We start from the raw sequence: 20,378 nt of genomic DNA on the forward strand, positions 1-20,378 counted from the left end.
ATCCGGCGTCGCCGCAGTAGCCTGAGCGAATGGATGCCGCTTCCGCACCGGTCGTGACGGTCGCTGCCGATCCGGCGGTCGGCCTGACCGCTGCCGAGGTGGCGGAGCGGGTCGCGGCCGGCCGCACCAACGCCTTCACCGCGGACACCAGCCGCAGCGTGTGGAACATCGTTCGCGCGAACGTGTTCACGCTCTTCAACGGCATCATCTTCGCGTGCTTCTTCGTGCTCTTCGTGCTCGGACGGTGGCAGGACGCGCTGTTCGGCCTCGCCGCGTTCGCCAACTCGGTCATCGGCTGCGTGCAGGAGTTCCGCGCGAAGGCCGCTCTGGATCGCCTCGCCCTGCTGAACGCGCCGCGGGCGCGGCTGCGGCGGGAGGGCGAGGAGATCGAGCTCGCGCCCGCGGAGATCGTGCTGGACGACATCCTCGTCCTGCGCGCCGGCGATCAAGTGCCGGCCGACGCCGTCGTCGTCGACACGCGGGCGCTGCAGATCGACGAGTCGATGCTGACGGGCGAGTCCGACGCGATCGACAAGCGGCCCGGCGACGATGCGCTCTCGGGCTCGATCGTCGTATCGGGGGAGGGCTCGGCACGTGTCACCCGGGTAGGAGCGGACTCATACGCGAACAAGTTCGCCGGCGAGGCGAAGCGATTCTCGCTGGTGGCGTCCGAGGTGCGCGGCTCGGTCAATCGTGTGCTGAAGTTCATGAGCTGGATCATCGCTCCCGTCGGACTGCTCGTGCTGAATGCGCAGATGGTCGTGGCAGGCGGCTGGGTGCAGGCGTGGAACGACGGCGGCTGGGTGCAGGCCGTCGTGAACACCATCGCCTCGCTCACCGCGATGATCCCGCTCGGCCTCGTGCTGATGTCGTCGATCGCGTTCGCCGTGGGCGCCGCGAAGCTCGCGGGCAAGCAGGTGCTGGTCAACGAGCTTCCGGCGGTCGAGGGATTGGCGCGTGTCGACGTGATCTGCCTCGACAAGACCGGCACGCTGACCGCGGGCGAGATCGTCTTCGACGCGCTGCACGAGATGGGTCCGGCGGGGCCCGGTGCCGACGCCGTCCTCGCGTGGTACGGATCGGCGCCGGACGCGAACGCGACCGCGCGCTGCCTGCGCGAGCCGTTCCCGGTCGTCACCGTTCTGCGGCCAGAGGCGTACATCCCGTTCTCCTCTGCGCGCAAGTGGAGCGCCGTCTCCTTCGGCACGGCGCAGCCGGGGACGTGGGTTCTGGGCGCACCCGAGATGGTGTTCGGCGACGACGCCGTCGATCCCGCGACCGAGCTCGGTCAAGTGGTGACCGGCCTGGCGTCGAGCGGGCGCCGGACGCTGGTGGTCGCTCATTCCGACGCGGCGCTGAGCGACGCCGACGTCGAAGAGGAGCGGCTGCCGGACGGTGTGACCGCGGTCGCCGTCGTGACCTTCCGCGAGCAGGTGCGACCGGATGCCGCCAGAACCCTGGCCTACTTCGGCGAGCAAGGCGTCGGCATCCGCGTCATCTCGGGTGACAACCCCCGTACTGTCGCGGCCATCGCGCGCGAGGTCGGCCTGGATGTGACCGACGGGTATGACGCGCGAAAGCTCCCCGAGGACGACGTGGAGCTGGGCGAAGTGCTCGAGCAGCACACGGTGTTCGGCCGGGTGACCCCCGAGCAGAAGAAGCGTATGGTGGTGGCCCTGCAGGCGCGCGGTCATGTGGTCGCGATGACGGGCGACGGCGTCAACGACGCTCTGGCCATCAAGACAGCCGACATCGGCATCGCGATGAACTCGGGCGCGGCTGCCACGAAGGCCGTTGCGAGGCTGGTGTTGTTGGACGGGCAGTTCTCGCACCTTCCCGATGTCGTGGCCGAGGGGCGTCAGGTCATCGCCAACATCGAACGGGTTTCGATGCTGTTCCTCACCAAGACCGCCTACGCCACCGGGTTGGCACTGCTGTTCGGCGCGCTGCTGCTGGAGTTTCCCTTCCTGCCGCGACAGTTGTCGATCACGGACGGCCTGACGATCGGCATCCCGGCGTTCTTCCTCGCTCTTCTGCCCAACAAGCAGCGGTACGTCCCGGGCTTCCTGAAGCGGTCTCTGGCGTTCGCGATTCCCGCCGGGGTCATCATCGCCGTCGCGCTCACGCTCTATACGCTCGGCGCCAAGCAGCTCGGCGTGGACGAGCCGGGGTTGCGCACCGGCTCCACGATCATCCTCGCCATCGTCGGGATATGGGTGCTGGCCGTGCTCTCGCGCCCGATCACGCGGCTCAAGGCGCTGGTGATCGGCGCGATGTTCGTCGCACTCGTGGGTGTGTTCACCGTGCCGCTGCTGACGGAGTTCTTCCAGCTGGTCGACCCCGGGGAGGAGGCCGCGTACCTCGTCGCCCTGGTCACGGTGCTGACGATCGCGGCGATCGAGCTCGTTCGCTTCATCCACCGCCGCTATGTCGCACGCGCTCTCGCCGCGGCCGGCGTCTGATCAGGAGATCCGACGGGCGAAGTGACGCGCGCCCGGCGGCGTCCACAGTACGACGAGGGCGAACGCCGCGAGCACACTCTGCACGATCGCGCTGACGTCCCACGTGTCGGTCGAGATGATCGTGACCACACGCAGCACGATCAGAACAGTGAGGAACACTGTCGCCAGTCCGCGCGACAGGCGGCTCCCGCGCGCCACACCCGACGCGATCGCGATCAGCAGCAGGCCGAACAGGATGATGCCCGCACCCAGCAGCGACACCACGAGGACGTCCGATCCCGTGGCCTGGTATCTGCTGAGGAGGACGAAGATGCCGAGTGCGACGTCGGCGATCGCGGCGATGTAGATGAGCACGACTGCAACGGTCACGACGGCAGGGCGTCGGGTGCGCGGCGCGTCGGTCACGGCCTCACTGTATCGGGAGCGTGCCGGCCGGTTCGTCAGCCCGTGCAGCCCAGGCGGCTCTGGATGGATCGCATGGCGTCGATTTCGGCGGTCTGACCGGCCTCGATGCTCGCCGCCACTTCGAGTGCGCGAGGATCGGTGCCCAGTTCGAGAAGTGCCTCGGCCATGGGGATGGCGCCCTCGTGGTGGCGGATCATGAGCGAGAGGAACAGGCAGTCCGCCTCCCGGCCGGTCGCGTCTTCGAGCGCGTCCAGCTCGTCGTCCGACGCCATGCCCATCGCTTCGTGCGCCTCTTCATCGGTCATCGGCTCTCCGGCGGGGACGCCATGCGCGTGGCCCGCATCGGAGTCCGACATCCACGCCATCATCGAGTCGGCGCCGGACTGCGAGAGCCCCCACTGCACCAGCCAGTCGTACATCTCGCCGCGTTGACCGGACTGGCCCGTGGCGATGTCATACGCCAGGATGCGCAGTTCTTCGTCGTCGGTCTTGCGATAGATCTCCATCGCCATCTCGATGGCCTGCGCGTGGTGCACTTGCATGTCGCGCGAGAACCCGGCTTCAGCCGAGGTGGTTCCTGGGGTCGTCGTCGTCGCCTGCGTCCCGAAGGTGGAGAACCGCCCCACGGCGAAAGCGACTGCCGCGACCGCGAGAAGCACGAGCGCGATGACCCACCATGGCCGCGCGACCGTGGGACTCTCGTCGTCGGTCACCGATCTGGCGTCACTTCTTGCCGGGGGCGTTGAAGCCGCCCGTGCACGCGGCGTTGGGCTCGGGGGCGCTCGTGGATCGCCAGTAGGCGGTGAGGAACTCTTCGATGCGGGGATCGTCCGCCGAGTCGAGCTTCAGCTGCGCGTTCCATGCGCTGATGGCGATCGGCCTGTCCATGTCCTCGTACGGCGAGAGGACGGTGTACGTGTTGGGAAGCTGATCCTCGAGCGCCGTGATGTCTGCCTCGGTCACCTGCGCCGGGTCGTACGTGACCCAGACGGCCCCGTGCTCCAGCGAGTGCACGGCATTCACATTCGGAACCGGCTCGGTGTAGACGCCGCAGTTCAGCCACGCGACATTGTGGTCGCCGCCGGCGGGCGGGGTCTGCTCATACTCGACGTCACCCTCGACGTGGTTGGCGGTGTTCGAGAACGTCTCGATTCCTTCGATGGCTGCGCCGTCGCCGTTGCCGCGCTCGTATGTCGGCGCAGGTGCCGGCGCGAACACGATCGATGCGACGATGAGGCCGACGATGACGATGGCTGCCGTCGAGCCGACGATCCACCACACCAGCTTGCTGCGGCGGCGCTTGGCGAGCTGCTTCTGGTACTCGGCCAGCTTCTCCTGGCGCTTCTGCTCGCGTTGCTGCTTGACCGTCAGGTTGATCTGAGCCTGGGTCGCGGGGTTGCCGCTGTTGCGCTTGTCGGCGGGGGTCATGTGTGCGTGATCTCCACATCGGCGAAGGGCTCGAGCGCCCGGCATGGCCGTCCGCGGGCAGGCGGCGGACTGCCCTCATCCTATGCGAGCGCATGCGATGGCGACTGGGAGGCGACCGACAGTGCGATAGCATCGAACCTCGAATCGATTCGACTCCGCCGATCGATTCGACTCCGCCTCTCTCGAAACGACATACGTTGCTCGACACTGCCTCCGTTCCCGTCCAGCGCCACGACGACCGCGCACCGGTCCGCGAACCCCACCCCACCTCGACCGGCGCGATCCGCACCCTCGGCAGCAATCCGGCCACGGCGCCGATCGTGCTGCACCCCGGCGACTCCATCTCGACGCGTCGCCGCGTGCTCTACATCATCCTGCTCGGAGCGCTCACGGCTCTCGGCCCCTTCACGATCGACCTCTATCTGCCCGCGTTCCCCACGCTGGAGGAGGACTTCCAGACCACGGCCGCGGCGATCCAGCTGACCCTGACCGGGACGATGATCGGTTTCGCGCTCGGCCAGCTCATCGTGGGTCCGCTCAGCGACAAGGTCGGCCGGCGCCTGCCGCTTCTCGTGGTGACCGCGCTCCACGTCATCGCGAGCGTCGCGGCGGCCCTCGCGCCGTCTCTCGAACTGCTCTCGGTCGCCCGCGTCTTCATGGGCGCCGGGGCGGCGGCGGGCGGCGTCGTCGCTGCGGCGATCGTGCGCGACCTGTTCGGCGGGCGCCGGCTCGTCGTGATGCTCTCGCGGCTCGCCCTGGTCTCGGGCGTCGCTCCCGTGCTGGCGCCGCTGGTGGGCTCGGCGCTGCTGCTCGTGGTGTCATGGCGTGGGATCTTCGTCGTCCTCGCGATCTACGGGGCGGTGATGCTCGTCTCGGCGATCGTCTTCCTGCCCGAAACGCTGCCGAAGGCACGGCGGCACGAGAGGGGCGCGACCACCATCTGGCAGCGCTATCGCAGCGTCTTCAGCGACCGTGTCTTCATCGGCGTGCTGATCATCGGCGGGATGACCTTCTCTGGATTGTTCTCGTACCTCTCGGCCTCGCCGTTCCTGTTCCAGGTGACCTACGCCTTCGACCCGCAGCAGTACGGCATGCTGTTCGCGGTCAATTCGCTGGGTGTTGTGCTCGGCGTCCAGGCGGCGGCGCGCCTCGCGGCGCGGTTCGGGCCGCAATGGGTGCTCGCATGGTCGACCGCGGTGCTGCTGGTCGCGGCATCCGTCATCATCCTCGCCGACCAGCTGGGCCTCGGCCTGTGGGGAACGGTCGTGCCGCTGTTCGTCTTCATGACGGCGTGCGGATTCTCGTTCCCGTGCGTGCAGGTGCTCGCGCTCGACAGGCACGGAAAGGCGGCCGGCACCGCGCAATCGGTCGTCGGCGCGACGAACTTCGGCGTGGCTGGCATCATCTCGCCGCTCGTGGGCTGGATCGCGAAGGACGCCGGCATCACGGCCACCACGATGGCCACGGTGATGGTCGGTTGCGCTGTCGTCGGTGTGCTCTCGCTGTGGCTCGTGGTGCGGCCGCGCACGGTCGAGCGGCTCACTCCCTGACTCAGCGCTGCGGGTCCCGCACCGGCTGCAGCCGGAACAGGCGCACCTGCCGCCCCGACGACCGCTCGTAGTTGCGGTAGCCCGGCCACTGCAGCTCGATGCGCGCCCACACCGCGTCGCGTTCGTCGTCGGGTACAAGGCTCGCCCGCACGGCCATGCGGCGTCCGCGCACGGTGATCGCGGCATCCGGATGCGCGATGAGGTTCGACGTCCACGCGGGGTGGCGGGCGCCGGCGAAGTTCGTGCCCGCCACGATCGCGCGGCCCTTCCCGTCGGGCGTGTACATGAGCGGAGCGTCTCGCGGCTCACCCGACCGGGCGCCGACGGTGTGGAGCACGAGCGAGGGCACCAGCAGCGCGCTCACCTGCACGCGTCCCCGCGAGACCCACGTGACGAATCGCTCGAGCGGGGGGAGCAGCGCGGGTCCGAGCACGCGGCGGAACAGGCGGGTGCGCGTGAGCGGAGCGATGGTCGCGCGCACCACATCGACGACTCGGGTCATGGCACTCATCATCACAGACAGGGCCCATCCCGGTCAGCGGTGGCGCGAAAGCCAGGCCCCATCCCGGTCGGCGGTGGTGCGAAAGCACGGGGCAGTGACGCGGCGCGCCGGTGGGGCGGGCTCGGTCACGGCGTGTCGCCGTGACGGACTGGTGTTTTCGCATCCGGGTCGGGCGGGGAGCGGGACGGGACAGGCAGAATGGGGCGATGAGCGAAGGCCAGCACCGGGGTGGGGCCGGGCCCACGCGCCCCGAGCCTCCGGGCGGCGCGCCGGCACCGCGTGGAGGGGGCGTGGGGAGCGTCACGGCGTTCCTGGCGGTCGGGGGCGTGCTGACCGCGCTCGCGTGCCTGCTCGGTTGGTGGGTCTTCACGCGTGGCGATCAGCCGTTCGGCATCGACGTGTCGTGGAACGCGCAGGTGACGGCGTGGTTCAACCCGGTGCTCCTGGGCTTCTCTCGCGTCATGAACTGGGTGGGCGCCGGCTGGTTCGGTGTGCTCGTGGTGCCGATCGGTGGCGCGATCGGGCTCGTCCTGTTGCGAAGGCCGTGGGCGGCGGCCTACTTCCTCGCCGCCGAGGCGGTGTCTGCCGGCGGTGTGCAGGTTCTCAAGCAACTGTTCGGCCGGGTGCGCCCCGAAGAGATCCTGGTCGTGTCGGACTACGGGTCGTATCCCTCGGGCCACGTCGCCAACGCCGCAACGCTCGCGGCCGCGGCGGTGGTGATCTTCCCGCGGATCTGGGTCGCCGTAGTCGGAGCGGCGTGGGTGGTGCTGATGGCATTCAGTCGTACGTATCTGCACGCCCACTGGCTCAGTGACACCGTTGGGGGAGCCCTGATCGGCGCGGGCGCGGCGCTGCTGGTGGCGGCCGCCTTCGCCGTGCCGATGGCGCGGGAGAGAACGGATGCCCCGGCGAAAGGCCCGTGGCTAGGCTGAGCGCATGATCCCCACGCCCCCTCCAGCCGCCGCTGGCGCGTCGCCCGGAGCCTCCGGGCGCGTGGGCCCAGCGCCCGAGTCGCCCGCACCGTCCGATCCCGCCGCCGCGCCCGACACCGCCGTCGCCGAGGCCGAGTTGGCGCGGCTGCGGGCAGAGGCCGAAGCGGCCGAAGCTCAACTCAAGGCTGCACAGGCCAAGGCCGCCCTCGCCGCCGCCGAAGCCGAGGCCGCGAAGGCCCGTGCCGCGACCGCCCCACCCGCCCCGGCAGCAACCAACCCGGAGCCCGCTCAGCCCGCGCAGCCCGCCCCGCCAACCTCGGCCGCCACAACCCCGGAGCCCGCACATCCCGCGGATGCGCAGGCCCAGGGGCAGACCTCGGCCGCTGCAACGTCAGGGCCCGCGGGAGCGCCCGTCGGGCCCGCATCCACGCAGGAACAATCTCCCCAACCGACCATCCCGGAAACAGAAGAAGCAGGCCCACTGTCTTCCGAAGAAATCCAGAAGATCACCAACGGCTACACGTTCACCTCCGAGACCCTGGATCTCGGCGCCCTCGTCAACGGCGACCCGGTTCCGTCCGCGCAGATCCGCATTCCTCTCGGCATGATGAACCGGCACGGGCTCGTCGCCGGCGCGACGGGCACAGGCAAGACCCGTACGCTGCAGGGTCTGGCCGAGCAGCTGGCGGCCAAGGGTGTGCCGGTGTTCGCGGCCGACATCAAGGGCGACCTGTCGGGTGTAGCGACTCCCGGCGAGCCGAGCGACAAGCTGCTCGCGCGCACCCGGTCGATCGGGCAGGACTGGAAGCCTGAGGCCTCGGCCACCGAGTACTTCGCGCTCGGCGGCGTCGGCAAAGGGGTGCCGGTGCGGGCCACAGTCTCGGGGTTCGGGCCGCTGCTGCTGAGCAAGGTCCTGGGCCTCAACGACACACAGGAGTCGAGCCTGGGCCTGGTCTTCCACTACGCCGACAAGAACGGCCTTGCCCTCGTGGACCTGGCCGATCTGCGTGCGGTGCTGACGTACCTCACGGGCGACGAAGGCAAGTCCGAGCTGAAGGAGCTGGGCGGACTGTCGGCGGCGACCGCGGGCGTGATCCTGCGCGAGCTCATCACGTTCGCCGACCAGGGTGCGGACGTCTTCTTCGGTGAGCCCGAGTTCGAGGTCGCCGATTTCCTGCGCACCGCGCCGGACGGGCGCGGGATCATCAGCCTTCTCGAGGTGCCGGGCGTGATCGACAAGCCCGCGCTGTTCTCGACGTTCCTGATGTACCTGCTCGCCGAACTGTTCGAGCTGCTGCCCGAGGTGGGCGATCCCGACAAGCCGAAGCTGGTCTTCTTCTTCGACGAGGCGCACCTGCTGTTCAAGGACGCCTCGAAGGACTTCCTCGCCGCGATCGTGCAGACGGTGCGGCTCATCCGTTCGAAGGGCGTCGGCGTGTTCTTCGTGACGCAGACGCCGAAGGACGTGCCGTCCGATGTGCTGGCCCAGCTCGGCTCGCGCGTGCAGCACGCGCTGCGCGCCTTCACCCCCGACGATGCGAAGGCGCTGAAGGCCACGGTGGGCACGTACCCGACCTCGGGCTACGAGCTGGAGAGGGTGCTGCAGGAGCTGGGCACCGGTGAGGCGATCGTCACGGTGATGAGCGAGAAGGGCGCGCCGACGCCGGTCGCGTGGACGCGACTGCGCGCGCCGCTGGGCCTCATGTCGCCGACGCCCGACCCCGCGATCGACGCCGCCGTGAAGGCATCCCCGCTGCTGGCGAAGTACGGCACCGCGATCGACCGCGAGTCGGCCCGCGAGATCCTGACGGCGAAGATGAAGGCCGCCGACGACGTGGCCGCAGCCGAGAAAGCGGCGCTCGAGAAGGCCAAGGTCGACGCCGAGCTGGCCAAGCAGCAGGCCGCGATCGACAAGGCCAGCGCCGCCGCCGAGAAGAAGGCACAGCAGGAGTACGAGCGGCTGCTCAAGAAGACCTCGGGCGCCACGCGCACGTCGAGCCGCTCGCGGGCAGCGGAGAAGTCGCCGATCGAGCAGATTCTGGGGTCCAAGGCGACGCAGACCATACTGGGCGGAGTCATCCGCGGGATGTTCGGCACTGGACGGCGCTGAACACACCCGCCCCCGGGGTCGCGCCGGAGCCTGCGGCATCCGTTCACCGCCGCCGGACTTCCACCCACTGAGAATCGCGGAGCCCGCCCTCGCGATGAAGGCTTAGCCTGGGATCATGGCGACGAAGCCCCCGAAAGCCGATATCGACGAGAGCCGTGTGCGCTCCACGAGACCGAAGAAGGTCGCAGTGGGCGTGCCCGCTGTGCTGCACGCGCTGCAGATCTCACAGGAGCAGATGGGCATCGCCCGCTCGGTGCAGACGCTGATGCGGGTGAACCAGAAGGACGGCTTCGACTGCCCCGGCTGCGCGTGGCCCGAGGAAGACAAGCGGCACATCGCCGAGTTCTGCGAGAACGGCGCCAAGGCCGTTGCCGAAGAGGCGACGCTGCGCCGCGTCGGGCCCGAGTTCTTCGCCGCGCATTCCCTCGACGACCTGCGCGGGCACGACGACTGGTGGCTGGGGCAGCAGGGCCGCCTGACGCATCCGATGATCCTCGACGAGGGCGCCACGCACTACCGGCCCATCTCGTGGGACGACGCGCTGCGCACCATCGCCGACGAACTGAAGACGCTGGATGACCCGAACGAGGCGGTTTTCTACACGTCGGGCCGCACCTCGAACGAAGCCGCGTTCCTGTACCAGCTGCTCGTGCGTGGTCTCGGAACCAACAACCTGCCGGACTGCTCGAACATGTGCCACGAGTCCAGCGGATCGGCTCTCACCGAGACCATCGGCATCGGCAAGGGAACCGTCTCGATCGAGGACGTCCACGATGCCGACCTGCTCATCGTCGCCGGACAGAACCCCGGCACGAACCACCCGCGCATGCTGTCGGCGCTCGAGAAGGCCAAGCAGCGCGGCGCCACGATCATCGCCGTCAACCCGCTGCCCGAAGCGGGGCTGATGCGGTTCGAGAATCCGCAGACCATCCGCGGTGTCGCGTTCGGCGGCACCAAGCTCGCCGACGGGTTCGTGCAGATCAGGCTCGGCGGCGATCAGGCGCTGTTCCAGGCGATCGGCAAGCACCTGCTCGAGGCCGAGGCCGCCGACGGCGGTGTGCTCGATCACGACTTCATCGCAGAGCACACCAGTGGGTTCGAGGCCTACGGTCAGGCGATGGCGGATGTCTCGTGGCGGGAGCTCGTCGTGGCCACTGGTCTGCCCGAGAAGGCGTTGCGCCGCGTCGGCGAGGCGGTGCGCACATCGAAGGCGACGATCGTGTGCTGGGCGATGGGGCTGACCCAGCACAAGCACTCGGTGGCGACCCTGCGCGACGTCGTCAACGTGCTCCTGCTGCAGGGCAACATCGGCCGATCCGGCGCCGGGGTGTGCCCGGTGCGGGGTCACTCGAACGTGCAGGGCGACCGCACAGTCGGCATCTACGAGAAGCCATCGGCGGCGTTCCTCGACGCGCTCGACCAGGAGTTCGCTTTCGCGGCGCCGCGCGAGCACGGCTTCGACACCGTTGAGGCCATCCGCGCCATGCGCGACGGGCGGGTGCGGTTCTTCATGGGGATGGGCGGCAACTTCGTCTCGGCGACGCCCGACACCGCCGTCGTCGAGGCCGGCATGGCCCGCGTCGGGCTTACCGTGCAGGTCTCGACCAAGCTCAACCGATCGCACGCGGTGACCGGACGGCGGGCCCTGATCCTGCCGACACTGGGTCGCACCGATCGAGACCGCCGCGGTGGTCGCGAGCAGCGCGTCACCGTCGAGGACTCGATGGGCGCGGTGCACGCCTCGCGTGGACGCCTCGCTCCGCCCGCGGAGGACCTGCTCAGCGAGGTTGCGATCATCGCCCGGCTGTGCGGACTGCTGTTCGGCGACCGGGCCCCGTCGCGAGATCAGGTGATCTCACCTACGCAGGACGTTTCGGGTGGGAATCGTCCTCCCTCGGTGAAATCACCTGATCTGGTAGAGGTGGGCGTGACGCCCTCGGAGCCGATGAGCTCCGACCGCGGACTCCCAGAGCACGGAGCCGCAGAGACCTCCGACCCGCTGGCATCGGCGGGATCGCGGCATCCCGACAACATCCCTCACGCCGACTGGGCGCGGCTGGAAGCCGACTATGCGCTGATCCGTGCGCACATCGCGCAGGTCATCCCGGGATTCGAGGACTACGACGAGCGCATCCAGAAGGGGCGCACATTCTTCCTGCCGAACGGGCCGCGCGACGAGCGGCGGTTCGCCACCGCCGACGGCAAGGCGCGGTTCACGGTGAACCCGCTCGAGTATCCGGTCATCCCGCGCGGGCGGCTGCTGCTGCAGACGCTGCGCTCCCACGACCAGTACAACACCACCATCTACGGCAAGGACGACCGCTATAGGGGCATCCACGGCGGACGTCGGGTGGTGCTGGTGAATGCGAAGGACATCACGGCACTCGGGTTCCACGAAGACGAGATCGTCGACCTCGTCTCGGAGTGGACACGCGCCGACGGCACGATCGAGGAGCGGCGGGCCGAGGAGTTCCGCATCGTCGCGTACCGGACGCCGCGTGGCAATGCCGCCGCCTACTATCCCGAGACGAACGTGCTGGTGCCGCTGGACTCGGTCGCCGACGTCTCGGGAACTCCGACGTCGAAGTCCGTCATGGTGCGGCTCGCGCGTCGAGGCTGACACGTGCCGGGTCTGCCCGGGCGGTCCTAGGCTGGTGCCGTGACCACCCGCGCCGCCGTCATCACCGTCTCGGATCGCTCTGCCTCGGGCGAGCGCGAGGATGCCAGCGGCCCGATCGCCGTCGCGGCGCTGCGGGAGGCCGGATTCCACTGCGCGGACGCCGTGGTCGTCGCCGACGGGGCCGACAACGTCGAACGCGCGCTCACCGCCCAGATCGTCGCGGGAGTGAAGCTCCTCATCACGACCGGCGGCACCGGGGTCTCGCTGCGTGATCAGACCCCCGAGGGCACGGTCCGTGTCGTCACGCGTGAGGTTCCCGGCATCGCCGAGGAACTGCGCCGGCGCGGTGCCGCCGAGAAGCCTGCGGGCATGCTGACCCGAGGTGTGGCAGGCGTCGTCGACCCGCACGGCGCTCTGGTCGTGAATCTTCCGGGATCGCCTGCGGGAGTGGCTTCAGGGATGCCGGTGATCCTGTCGGTGGCACGTCACGTACTCGACCAGCTCGGCGGGGGCGACCACTGATGTCTGCCGTCCGCGTCGCGGCGATCAGCTCAGAGCCGCTCGATCTGGACGCGCACCTGCGCGCGGTCGACGACACGACTGCCGGCGCGGTCACGACCTTCGTGGGCCGGGTGCGCGATCACGATCCGGATGCCGCGGCCGCGGTCGTCGCGCTGGAGTACTCCGCGCATCCCGATGCGGAGGCCGCGCTGCAAGGGATCGCCGAGGCCGCGGTGGGTCGGTCCGGGGCACTCGTCGCGGTGTCGCACCGTGTGGGGCGGCTCGAGGTCGGCGACGCCGCCGTCGTGATCGCGGTGGCCGCGGCGCACCGAGCCGAGGCGTTCGACGTGTGCCGCACGATCATCGAGACGATCAAGACCGAGCTGCCGGTGTGGAAGCGGCAGGTCGAGGCCGACGGCACCGCCACCTGGCTCGGCCTCGGCGGCTGAGTCCGGCGGGTCTGCCGATCGGCGGTCGCCCGTTCGGGTCAGCCGCCCGCGAACGGGGGCAGCACGTCGACGAGGTCGTCGTCGTGAAGCGGCGTGGCGTCGTCGACGCGGGCACCGCCCACGAGCACCGCGCAGCGAGGCAGGATGCCGCCGAGCTCGGGATACGCGTCCGAGACGGCGCGCCTCAATTCACCCAGGGTCGATTCGGCGCGTCGTTCGGTGTCGCGGCCGGTGGCGTCCTGCGCGGCCGCGAAGTAGCGGACGACGGCCACTACTGATCCCACCCGGCGGCGGCCGCGGCAACAGCGTCCAAGGCGGCGCGGATCTCGGCAGGATCGGTGCCCGCACGCCCGGCGACCAGGCCGGCGACGAAGGCCCCCAGCGGCGCGGCGGGCCGCGCGACGCCGTTCGCGACGTCGCGCGTGAGATCGAGCACAGCGGCGACCGGGACGTCGGCCTCGGCCAGACCGAATCGCTCGCGAAGCGCGGCGGCCCACGCGTCGAGTGCTTCGGGCGGAAGGGTGCGGGACTGCTCGCTCATGACGGCTCCTCAGCTCTGCGGTCCAGGGGGTGTTGCGTCAGACGGCGATGCGACGGATCGCGCCTGTTCCAGATCCTCCCACGTGTCGACGTCGCGAGTCAGGTCGTCGGCGACCGTGACCACCGTGATCGCGAGGTCGTCGACGAGTGCACGCACCGCGGCATCCCGCCCGAGATCGGGGAGAGCGGATGCCGCCGCCCGCAGCGCGCGCGTGCGGTAGACGCCGGTCAGCCATTGCGGCGTGCTCGATGCGTCGCCGAGACACATCCCGTCGGTGTCAGAGGGGAGCAGCGCGATGTCGTCCACCAATCGCCGCACCGCCGCTTCGGCGCGAGGGAGGTCGCAGGCCAGCACGAGGGTCCACTCGGGCTGATCGCCGGCCGCCCAGGAGTCCAGCGCCGCGACGATTCCCGCGGCCGGGCCGCCGAACGGCGGGTGTTCGCGCACCCACGCGACGTCCAGGCTGTCGTCCAGCACCGGCGCCACCACCGTGACCGGCCGGGCCCGGGCATCCGTCGCCGCCGTCACCGCGGTGTGCAGCAGGGTGCGCCCGCCGACTTCGAAGAGGGGCTTCGTCGCGCCATCCACGCGGGTGGCTCGACCGCCCGCGAGCAGGATGGCGCCGAGGCCGCCCGGCACCGGGCCGGGTGCCTGATGCGACGGCGCGGACCCGGGCATCAGGCCTCGCCGGGACGGTGCCAGTCGCCGCTCTTGCCGCCGGTCTTCGCGACGATCCGCACGTTCTCGATCGATGTGCCTTTGTCGAGGCCTTTCACCATGTCGACGACGGCCAGAGCGGCGACCGTCACAGCCGTCAACGCCTCCATCTCGACGCCGGTGCGGTCTGCCGTGCGCACCGTGGCTTCGATCGCCACACCGTCGTCGTCGATCTCGAGGTCGACCGCGGCGCCATGGACGCCGATGACGTGGGCGAGCGGAAGCAGCTCGGGGGTTCGTTTGGCAGCCTGGATGCCCGAGATCCGGGCGACCGCCAGCACGTCGCCCTTCGGCACCGAGCCGTCGCGCAGCGCTGCGACGACCTCGGGCGTGCACCGCACGAACCCGCGGGCGGTCGCCGAGCGGACCGTCGGCTGCTTCTGTGTGACGTCGACCATTCGCGCGTGGCCGGCGTCGTCGAGATGCGTGAAGCTCATGAGATCAGCATGACATCGACGATGTCGCCCTCGGCCACCGTCTCGACCTCGGCGGGGACCACGGCGTACGCCTCCGCCCTGCCGAGTCCGCCCGCGAGGTGCGATCCTCCCGAGGTCGCGGGCACGGCGCGCCACTCTCGGGGATCCGAGCGATCGATCGTGACGGGAAGGTACTGGCGCCGTCCCGGCGGCGTACGCCACGCGACCGCCGCGGGGAGCGCGATCACCGGGCGCTGAAGATCCGGCCGGCCCAGCATCCTCAGCAGCGCCGGGCGCACGAAGACCTCGAACGACACAGCCGCGCTGACCGGGTTGCCGGGCAGGCCGAACAGCAGCGTGCCCGACGGCAGTTTGCCGAACCCCTGCGGCTTGCCGGGCTGCATCGCGACCTTCGAGAAGGTCATGGCAGCCTCGAGCGTCGTCTTTACGACTTCGTACGCCCCAGCGCTGACTCCGCCGGAGAACACCACGACATCGGCGCGATCAGGGGAGTCGGCGTCGGTGACGTCGGCGACCAGCGTCTGCAGCTCGTCGCCCTCGTCGCTCACACTCGCACGATGTATGACGAGCCCGCCGGCCTGGGCGACGAGTCCGCTCAGCAGGCGGCTGTTCGACTCGGGGATCTGCCCGCGGGTCAACGCGGCCCCCGGCTCGGCCAGCTCACTGCCGGTGGAGACCACCACGACCCTCGGCTGCCGGGACACGACGAGCTCGGCCACACCGCATGCCGCGGCGGCTGCGACCTGGAGCGGCCCGAGCAGCGTGCCGGCCGCCAGCACGTCATCGCCTCGTCGGGCGTCCTCGCCCGTACGCCGGATGTGCGCGCCGGGGCCGCGAGGCGCCGCGAGGACACGGATCTCGCCGAGCGAGTCGTCGAGCCCGCCGGAGGTGTCTTCGAAGGGCACGATCGCGTCGGCGTCACGAGGCACGGGCGATCCCGTCATGATGCGGGCGGTCTCACCGTCGTTCAGAGTGGGGTCGTCGGCGGTTCCCGCGGGCAGGTCCGCGACGACGCGCAGCCTCACGGGATCGGTGGGCGAGGCATCCCTCACGTCCGCGAAGCGCACCGCGAAGCCGTCCATGGCGGAGTTGTCGAACACCGGGATATCGACCGCGGCGCGCACCGGCTCGTGAAGCGTGCGACCGTAGCCGGCATCGAGCGGCACCGTCTCGGGTGGCAGTGGCGAACTGGCCGCGAGGATCTCGCCGAGGTGCTCCTCGACGCTCCGCAGCCCGCTCACGCGGGCACCGTCACGGATTCGCCGGCGCGCGTCCATGCCTCGATTCCGCCGGCGAGCACGGAGGCACTCACTCCTGACGCGCGTAGCGCGGTAGCGGCGCGCTGCGCGCGCATGCCCACCTGACACACCACCACGACCGGACCGGCTCCGACGCGCGCGGGATCGGCGAGCAGATCGCCCAGCGGCACGAGCAGCGATGCGGGGATGACTCCCTGCGCGGTCTCCCACGCCTCACGCACGTCGACGAACAGCGCGCCCGTGCTCTGCGCCGCACGGGCAGCGGCGGGGGAGAGCTGTGCGATCGAGTCGCCGCCCGGGGCCCCCGGTGCCGTCAGGAGCGAATCCGTGGCCCGGTCCGCAGGTGGCGCGACCGGTGACGTTCGCGCCGGTCGGAGCGGCACCTCGTCGGTGCGGCCGCGCAGGGCATCGATCACGACGACGCGGCCGAGAAGCGGCTCGCCGACCCCGGTGAGAAGCTTGATCGCCTCGGTCGCGAGCAGGGCGCCGACCTGCAGGCACAGTGCGCCCAGCACGCCCACCTGGGCGCACGAAGGCACGACGCCCACGGCATCCGGCGGGTACAGATCCCCGAGCAGGACGGGTGTCACGCCCGCCGGCGGCGCCGACCAGAACACCGTCACCTGCGCATGGAACTCCTGGACGACCCCCCACACCAGGGGAACACCGAGTTCCTCGCACGCCGTCGCGACGGCGGCGCGGGTTTCGAAGGTGTCGCTGCCGTCGATCACCACATCCGCGCCCGCGAGCAGCTCCCGGGCGGTGTCGGCGGTGATCCGCCGAGCTATCGCGTGCACTTTCGTGCCCGGCGAGAGGTCGGCGCTGACACGCACCGCGGAGTCGACCTTCCGCGCCCCGACGTCGGCGACGCGGTGCAGGACCTGCCGCTGCAGGTTGGAGGCTTCGACCACGTCGTCATCGATGACGGTCAGGGTCCCGATCCCCGCGGCCGCGAGCGCCAGGACCGCCGGCGAACCCAGTCCGCCGGCGCCGACGACCGCGACGTGGGCACCTGCCAGTCGGCGTTGCGCCTCGTCGCCGAATCCCGCGAGGACGCGGTGGCGCGCGGTGCGCGTGCGCTCGGCATCGCTCAGCGCATCGGCCGGCTCCACGAGTGGGGGAAGAGGCATGCCATCAGGCTACGACCGCTGCGCACACGCCGGGCGATCAGACGGGTATCGGGGCGCATGCGCGGAGATATTCGTGTCTCCTATCCGCATTTGCGGTGTTACGTTGAACCATGCCGAGTTTCAAGATCGCAGAGGCCGCGCGTCTGCTGGGCGTCAGCGACGACACCGTGAGGCGCTGGGTCGACGCGGGCACCCTGCCGGCCACGGGTGCTTCGCCGGCCGAGATCCCGGGAGATGCGCTCGCCGCCCGCGCGATCGAGCTCGCGGCGGGCGCTGCTGACCCCGCCGACGTCCTGAGCAGCGCACGCAACCGATTCGTCGGACTCGTCACGCGCATCCAGCGCGACGGGCTGATGGCGCAGGTCGACATCCAGTCAGGACCGCACCGCGTGGTGTCGCTCATGTCGGCCGAGGCCGCAGACGACCTGGGTCTCGAGGTCGGGTCGCTCGCGGCGGCGGTGGTCAAAGCAACGCATGTCATCGTCGAGACCCCGAAAGGCTGACGGATGCCTCGACCCCGCGCGCGTTCGCTGCCCGGCAGAACCCGGCGCTCCATAGTCCGCGGCGTGCTGCTGCTGACCGGCGTGCTGATGGTCGTCCTCGGAGGCTGCGGTGCTCTGGACCGACCGCCGGGAGCGGCTCCGTCCGGCTCCCCGTTCACCGGCCCCACCGGCGGTGAGCTCTCGGGGGATCTGACGATCTTCGCGGCGGCCTCGCTCTCGGGCGCCTTCGACGAGCTGGCCGAGATGTTCGAGCAGCGGCATCCGTCCGTCGATGTGCGGCCCATCTCGTACGACGGATCCAGCACGCTCGCGACGCAGCTCATCGAGGGGGCGCCCGCCGATGTGTTCGCCGCGGCCGACGAGCGGACCATGGCCTCGGTGGCGGGCGCTGGACTCGCCGGCGAGCCACAGCTCTTCGCAAGCAACACCCTGGTGATCGCCGTGCCGGTCGGCAACCCCGCCGGGGTGAAGGCGATCGAGGATCTCGGCCGGTCCGGGACCACCGTCGTGCTGTGCGCTCCCGAGGTGCCGTGCGGCGTGGCATCCGAGACCCTCCTCGCCGACAACGGCGTGACCGTGACCGCCGCAAGCCTCGAGCAGAACGTCACCGCGGTTCTCACGAAGGTGGCAGCAGGCGAGGCCGATGCCGGTCTGGTGTATGCCACGGATGCCGCGGCACATGACGACGTGCGGGCTGTCGCCGCCGCCGGTGCCCAGAACGTCGTCAACCGCTACCCCATCGCACCGCTGCGCGAGGCGGTCAATCCTCAGGCTGCCGCCGCGTTCGTCGCCTTCGTGCTGTCGGACGAGGGCCAGGCTGTGTTGTCGAGGCTCGGATTCGGAGCGGCATGAGCGCGGTCCTCGTCCCGCGCGGCGCGGGTGGACGCGCCGCCCGGGGCTCGCGCGCCGATCGCATCGGCTTCGTTCCCCGGGTGCTCGCCGTGCCCGCCCTGCTGGGCCTGGCGCTCTTGGTGCTGCCGCTCGGAGCGCTCGTGCTGCGCGTGGAATGGGCGACGCTGTGGACCGACGTCACGTCGCCGGCGGCGATGTCGGCGCTCGGGCTGTCGCTGCTGACGGGCCTCATCGCCACCGCCGTCTGCGTCGTGCTCGGCGTGCCGCTCGCGCTGCTGATCGCGCGCAGCGGCGCCCGCTCTGCGGCAGTGCTGCGAGCGATCGTGACCGTCCCCCTCGTGCTTCCCCCGATGGTGGGCGGCGTGGCGATGCTGTTCCTCTTCGGGCGCACGAGCTGGCTGGGCGGGATGCTCGCGGAGTGGGGCATCCGCATCCCGTTCACGACCGCCGCCGTCGTGCTCGCGCAGACCTTCGTCGCACTCCCGTTCCTCGTGCTCGCCCTCGAAGGCTCGCTGCGCTCGACCGGCGTCGGATATGAGCAGACCGCCGCGGGCCTCGGCGCGGGCCGCTGGACGATCCTCGCCCGGGTCACACTGCCTCTCGCCGCGCCGGGCCTGATCGCCGGCATCGTGTTGTGCTTCGCGCGGGCCATCGGCGAGTTCGGTGCGACCGCGCTCTTCGCCGGCAACGCCCCGGGCGTCACGCAGACCATGCCCCTTGCCATCTACACCGCGTTCAACGGCGCCGGTGTCTCGCAGGGCACCGCGGTGGCCCTGTCGCTGATGCTGCTCGTGACCGCGGTCGGCGTGCTGCTGCTCGTGCGGGCGTGGCGTGCGGAGCCGCCGCGATGAGCGCGTCCGCCGCTCCTGCAGACGTCGCCACGTCGTCGGGCGGGTTGGATGCCCGCGTGATCGTGCATCGCGACGGATTCCGGTTGGATGCTGCTGTCCAGGTCGTCCCGGGAACGGTCGTCGCCCTCATGGGGCCGAGCGGGGCGGGCAAGTCCACGCTCCTCGGCGCGCTCGCCGGTCTCGTTGCTCTCGACGACGGGTACGTGCGGCTGGCAGGACGGACTCTCGACACCGTAGCGCCGAGGCCTCTTCGCGTCGCGCCCTCCCACCGCGGCATCGTGCTGCTCGGTCAGGATCCGCGCCTGTTCCCGCACCTCACCGCCCACGCCAACATCGCGTTCGGACTGCGCATCCACGGGGCGTCGAAGGCGGATGCCGCGTCCCAGGCAGAGGAATGGCTGCGGCGCGTCGGGCTGCCGGGTCTGGGCGCCCGGCGGCCTACGCAGCTGTCGGGTGGGCAGCAGCAGCGCGTCGCCCTCGCGCGGGCTCTCGCGACGCATCCGGCCGCGCTCCTGCTCGACGAGCCGCTGACCTCGCTCGACGCCGAGACGGCTGGCGACGTGCGGGCACTGCTGCACGAGCAGCTGGTCGCCACCGGTACCACGGCGATCGTGGCGACGCACGACGCCGTCGATGCGGCGTCGCTCGCGCACTCGCTGGTCGTGCTCGAGGGCGGCCGGGTGACGCAGTCGGGGCCGGTGCGCGACGTCCTCGCCGAGCCCGCGACCCGGTTCAGCGCAGCCGTCGCAGGGCTCAATCGCGTAGAGGGTCGGATCGAGAGCGGACGGTGGCACAGCGGCGCGCTGACGCTTCCCAGCCCCGGAATCGACCCGGACGCGTCATCCGGGCGCGACACAGGCATCGCCGCGATCTTCCGGCCTTCCGCGGTGGCGATCGACACCGGCGCGGCTGCCGGCGACCAGCCGGACGGCTCGTGGCAGGCGCGGGTCGTGCGGCTCGAGCAGACACCCTCGGGCGTACGCGTGCGCACCGCCGATCCCGACATCGCCGTCGACGTGGCGGCCGGGAGCGCGACAGGGCTCACCGTGGGCACGACGGTCAGCTTGCGCGTGGATCCTGCCGACGTGCGGTTCGTCCGCGCACGGGGCGAGTACGTCTCATAGACTCG

21 protein-coding genes are annotated in these 20,378 nt (G+C 70.6%); 11 read left to right on the top strand and 10 right to left on the bottom strand.

Annotated elements, in window-relative coordinates:
- The first annotated feature begins 29 nt into the window (after positions 1-29).
- A complete protein-coding gene (locus K0817_RS07380; RefSeq protein WP_219980716.1) occupies positions 30-2,462 on the top strand; it encodes an HAD-IC family P-type ATPase in 2,433 nt (810 codons plus the stop codon).
- Here the strand turns inward: K0817_RS07380 and K0817_RS07385 are convergent, their stop codons facing one another.
- The 3 genes from K0817_RS07385 to K0817_RS07395 are packed head-to-tail and all read right to left on the bottom strand — an operon-like array spanning position 2,463 to position 4,295.
- On the bottom strand, positions 2,463-2,867 hold the full coding sequence (locus tag K0817_RS07385) for a hypothetical protein (RefSeq protein ID WP_219980717.1): 405 nt from the start codon (positions 2,865-2,867) through the stop codon (positions 2,463-2,465).
- 35 nt (positions 2,868-2,902) lie between these two features.
- A complete protein-coding gene (locus tag K0817_RS07390) occupies positions 2,903-3,580 on the bottom strand; it encodes a DUF305 domain-containing protein (protein WP_219980718.1) in 678 nt (225 codons plus the stop codon).
- A gap of 10 nt (positions 3,581-3,590) precedes the next feature.
- Positions 3,591-4,295: a DUF3105 domain-containing protein gene (locus tag K0817_RS07395; RefSeq protein ID WP_219980719.1), complete on the bottom strand. Its 705-nt coding sequence runs from the start codon at positions 4,293-4,295 to the stop codon at positions 3,591-3,593.
- Positions 4,296-4,492: 197 nt separating this feature from the next.
- On the opposite strand from K0817_RS07395, the gene K0817_RS07400 reads away from it, so the two are divergent.
- The gene (locus K0817_RS07400) at positions 4,493-5,845 is read left to right on the top strand and encodes a multidrug effflux MFS transporter (RefSeq protein WP_219980720.1); all 1,353 of its coding nucleotides are present in this window, start codon (positions 4,493-4,495) and stop codon (positions 5,843-5,845) included.
- A gap of 1 nt (position 5,846) precedes the next feature.
- Here the strand turns inward: K0817_RS07400 and K0817_RS07405 are convergent, their stop codons facing one another.
- Positions 5,847-6,347 (bottom strand): nitroreductase family deazaflavin-dependent oxidoreductase, encoded by a 501-nt coding sequence (locus K0817_RS07405; protein WP_219980721.1) that lies wholly within the window; start codon positions 6,345-6,347, stop codon positions 5,847-5,849.
- Between the two features lie 206 nt (positions 6,348-6,553).
- Here K0817_RS07405 and K0817_RS07410 point away from each other — a divergent pair, with 206 nt between their 5' ends.
- From K0817_RS07410 to K0817_RS07430, 5 genes are all read left to right on the top strand, one after another.
- Positions 6,554-7,279 (top strand): phosphatase PAP2 family protein, encoded by a 726-nt coding sequence (locus K0817_RS07410; RefSeq protein WP_219980722.1) that lies wholly within the window; start codon positions 6,554-6,556, stop codon positions 7,277-7,279.
- A 4-nt stretch (positions 7,280-7,283) separates the two neighbouring features.
- Positions 7,284-9,389 (top strand): helicase HerA-like domain-containing protein, encoded by a 2,106-nt coding sequence (locus K0817_RS07415; RefSeq protein WP_219980723.1) that lies wholly within the window; start codon positions 7,284-7,286, stop codon positions 9,387-9,389.
- A 115-nt stretch (positions 9,390-9,504) separates the two neighbouring features.
- Entirely contained in the window at positions 9,505-12,009 is a 2,505-nt protein-coding gene (locus K0817_RS07420; protein ID WP_219980724.1) for an FdhF/YdeP family oxidoreductase, read from the top strand.
- A 39-nt stretch (positions 12,010-12,048) separates the two neighbouring features.
- A complete protein-coding gene (locus K0817_RS07425) occupies positions 12,049-12,531 on the top strand; it encodes a MogA/MoaB family molybdenum cofactor biosynthesis protein (RefSeq protein WP_219980725.1) in 483 nt (160 codons plus the stop codon).
- The gene (locus K0817_RS07430) at positions 12,531-12,959 is read left to right on the top strand and encodes a molybdenum cofactor biosynthesis protein MoaE (protein WP_219980726.1); all 429 of its coding nucleotides are present in this window, start codon (positions 12,531-12,533) and stop codon (positions 12,957-12,959) included. The genes K0817_RS07425 and K0817_RS07430 overlap by 1 nt, the downstream gene beginning before the upstream one ends.
- 38 nt (positions 12,960-12,997) lie before the next feature.
- Here the strand turns inward: K0817_RS07430 and K0817_RS07435 are convergent, their stop codons facing one another.
- Genes K0817_RS07435 through K0817_RS07460 form a run of 6 tightly spaced genes read right to left on the bottom strand, consistent with a single transcriptional unit; the run spans position 12,998 to position 17,043 of the window.
- The gene (locus K0817_RS07435; RefSeq protein WP_219980727.1) at positions 12,998-13,231 is read right to left on the bottom strand and encodes a MoaD/ThiS family protein; all 234 of its coding nucleotides are present in this window, start codon (positions 13,229-13,231) and stop codon (positions 12,998-13,000) included.
- Positions 13,231-13,500, bottom strand: coding sequence for a DUF6457 domain-containing protein (locus tag K0817_RS07440; RefSeq protein ID WP_219980728.1), 270 nt, complete (start codon positions 13,498-13,500; stop codon positions 13,231-13,233). The genes K0817_RS07435 and K0817_RS07440 overlap by 1 nt, the downstream gene beginning before the upstream one ends.
- A gap of 9 nt (positions 13,501-13,509) precedes the next feature.
- Positions 13,510-14,178, bottom strand: coding sequence for a molybdenum cofactor guanylyltransferase (locus tag K0817_RS07445; protein ID WP_219980729.1), 669 nt, complete (start codon positions 14,176-14,178; stop codon positions 13,510-13,512).
- Positions 14,178-14,654: a cyclic pyranopterin monophosphate synthase MoaC gene (moaC, locus tag K0817_RS07450; protein ID WP_219980730.1), complete on the bottom strand. Its 477-nt coding sequence runs from the start codon at positions 14,652-14,654 to the stop codon at positions 14,178-14,180. The genes K0817_RS07445 and moaC overlap by 1 nt, the downstream gene beginning before the upstream one ends.
- Complete coding sequence (gene glp, locus K0817_RS07455) at positions 14,651-15,895, bottom strand: gephyrin-like molybdotransferase Glp (RefSeq protein ID WP_253735237.1); 1,245 nt, start codon at positions 15,893-15,895, stop codon at positions 14,651-14,653. Before glp ends, moaC begins: the two co-directional genes overlap by 4 nt.
- On the bottom strand, positions 15,892-17,043 hold the full coding sequence (locus tag K0817_RS07460; RefSeq protein WP_219980732.1) for a ThiF family adenylyltransferase: 1,152 nt from the start codon (positions 17,041-17,043) through the stop codon (positions 15,892-15,894). Before K0817_RS07460 ends, glp begins: the two co-directional genes overlap by 4 nt.
- Before the next feature lie 110 nt (positions 17,044-17,153).
- Here K0817_RS07460 and K0817_RS07465 point away from each other — a divergent pair, with 110 nt between their 5' ends.
- From K0817_RS07465 to K0817_RS07480, 4 genes are all read left to right on the top strand, one after another.
- Positions 17,154-17,546, top strand: a complete 393-nt coding sequence (locus K0817_RS07465; RefSeq protein ID WP_219980733.1) for a molybdopterin-binding protein — start codon at positions 17,154-17,156, stop codon at positions 17,544-17,546.
- An 87-nt stretch (positions 17,547-17,633) separates the two neighbouring features.
- On the top strand, positions 17,634-18,398 hold the full coding sequence (gene modA / locus K0817_RS07470; protein WP_219980934.1) for a molybdate ABC transporter substrate-binding protein: 765 nt from the start codon (positions 17,634-17,636) through the stop codon (positions 18,396-18,398).
- On the top strand, positions 18,395-19,249 hold the full coding sequence (locus tag K0817_RS07475; RefSeq protein ID WP_253735239.1) for an ABC transporter permease: 855 nt from the start codon (positions 18,395-18,397) through the stop codon (positions 19,247-19,249). Before modA ends, K0817_RS07475 begins: the two co-directional genes overlap by 4 nt.
- Positions 19,246-20,373: a sulfate/molybdate ABC transporter ATP-binding protein gene (locus K0817_RS07480; protein WP_219980734.1), complete on the top strand. Its 1,128-nt coding sequence runs from the start codon at positions 19,246-19,248 to the stop codon at positions 20,371-20,373. Before K0817_RS07475 ends, K0817_RS07480 begins: the two co-directional genes overlap by 4 nt.
- Positions 20,374-20,378 lie beyond the last annotated feature (5 nt).

The organism is Microbacterium sp. HD4P20, assembly GCF_019449275.2.
Lineage (GTDB): Bacteria > Actinomycetota > Actinomycetes > Actinomycetales > Microbacteriaceae > Microbacterium.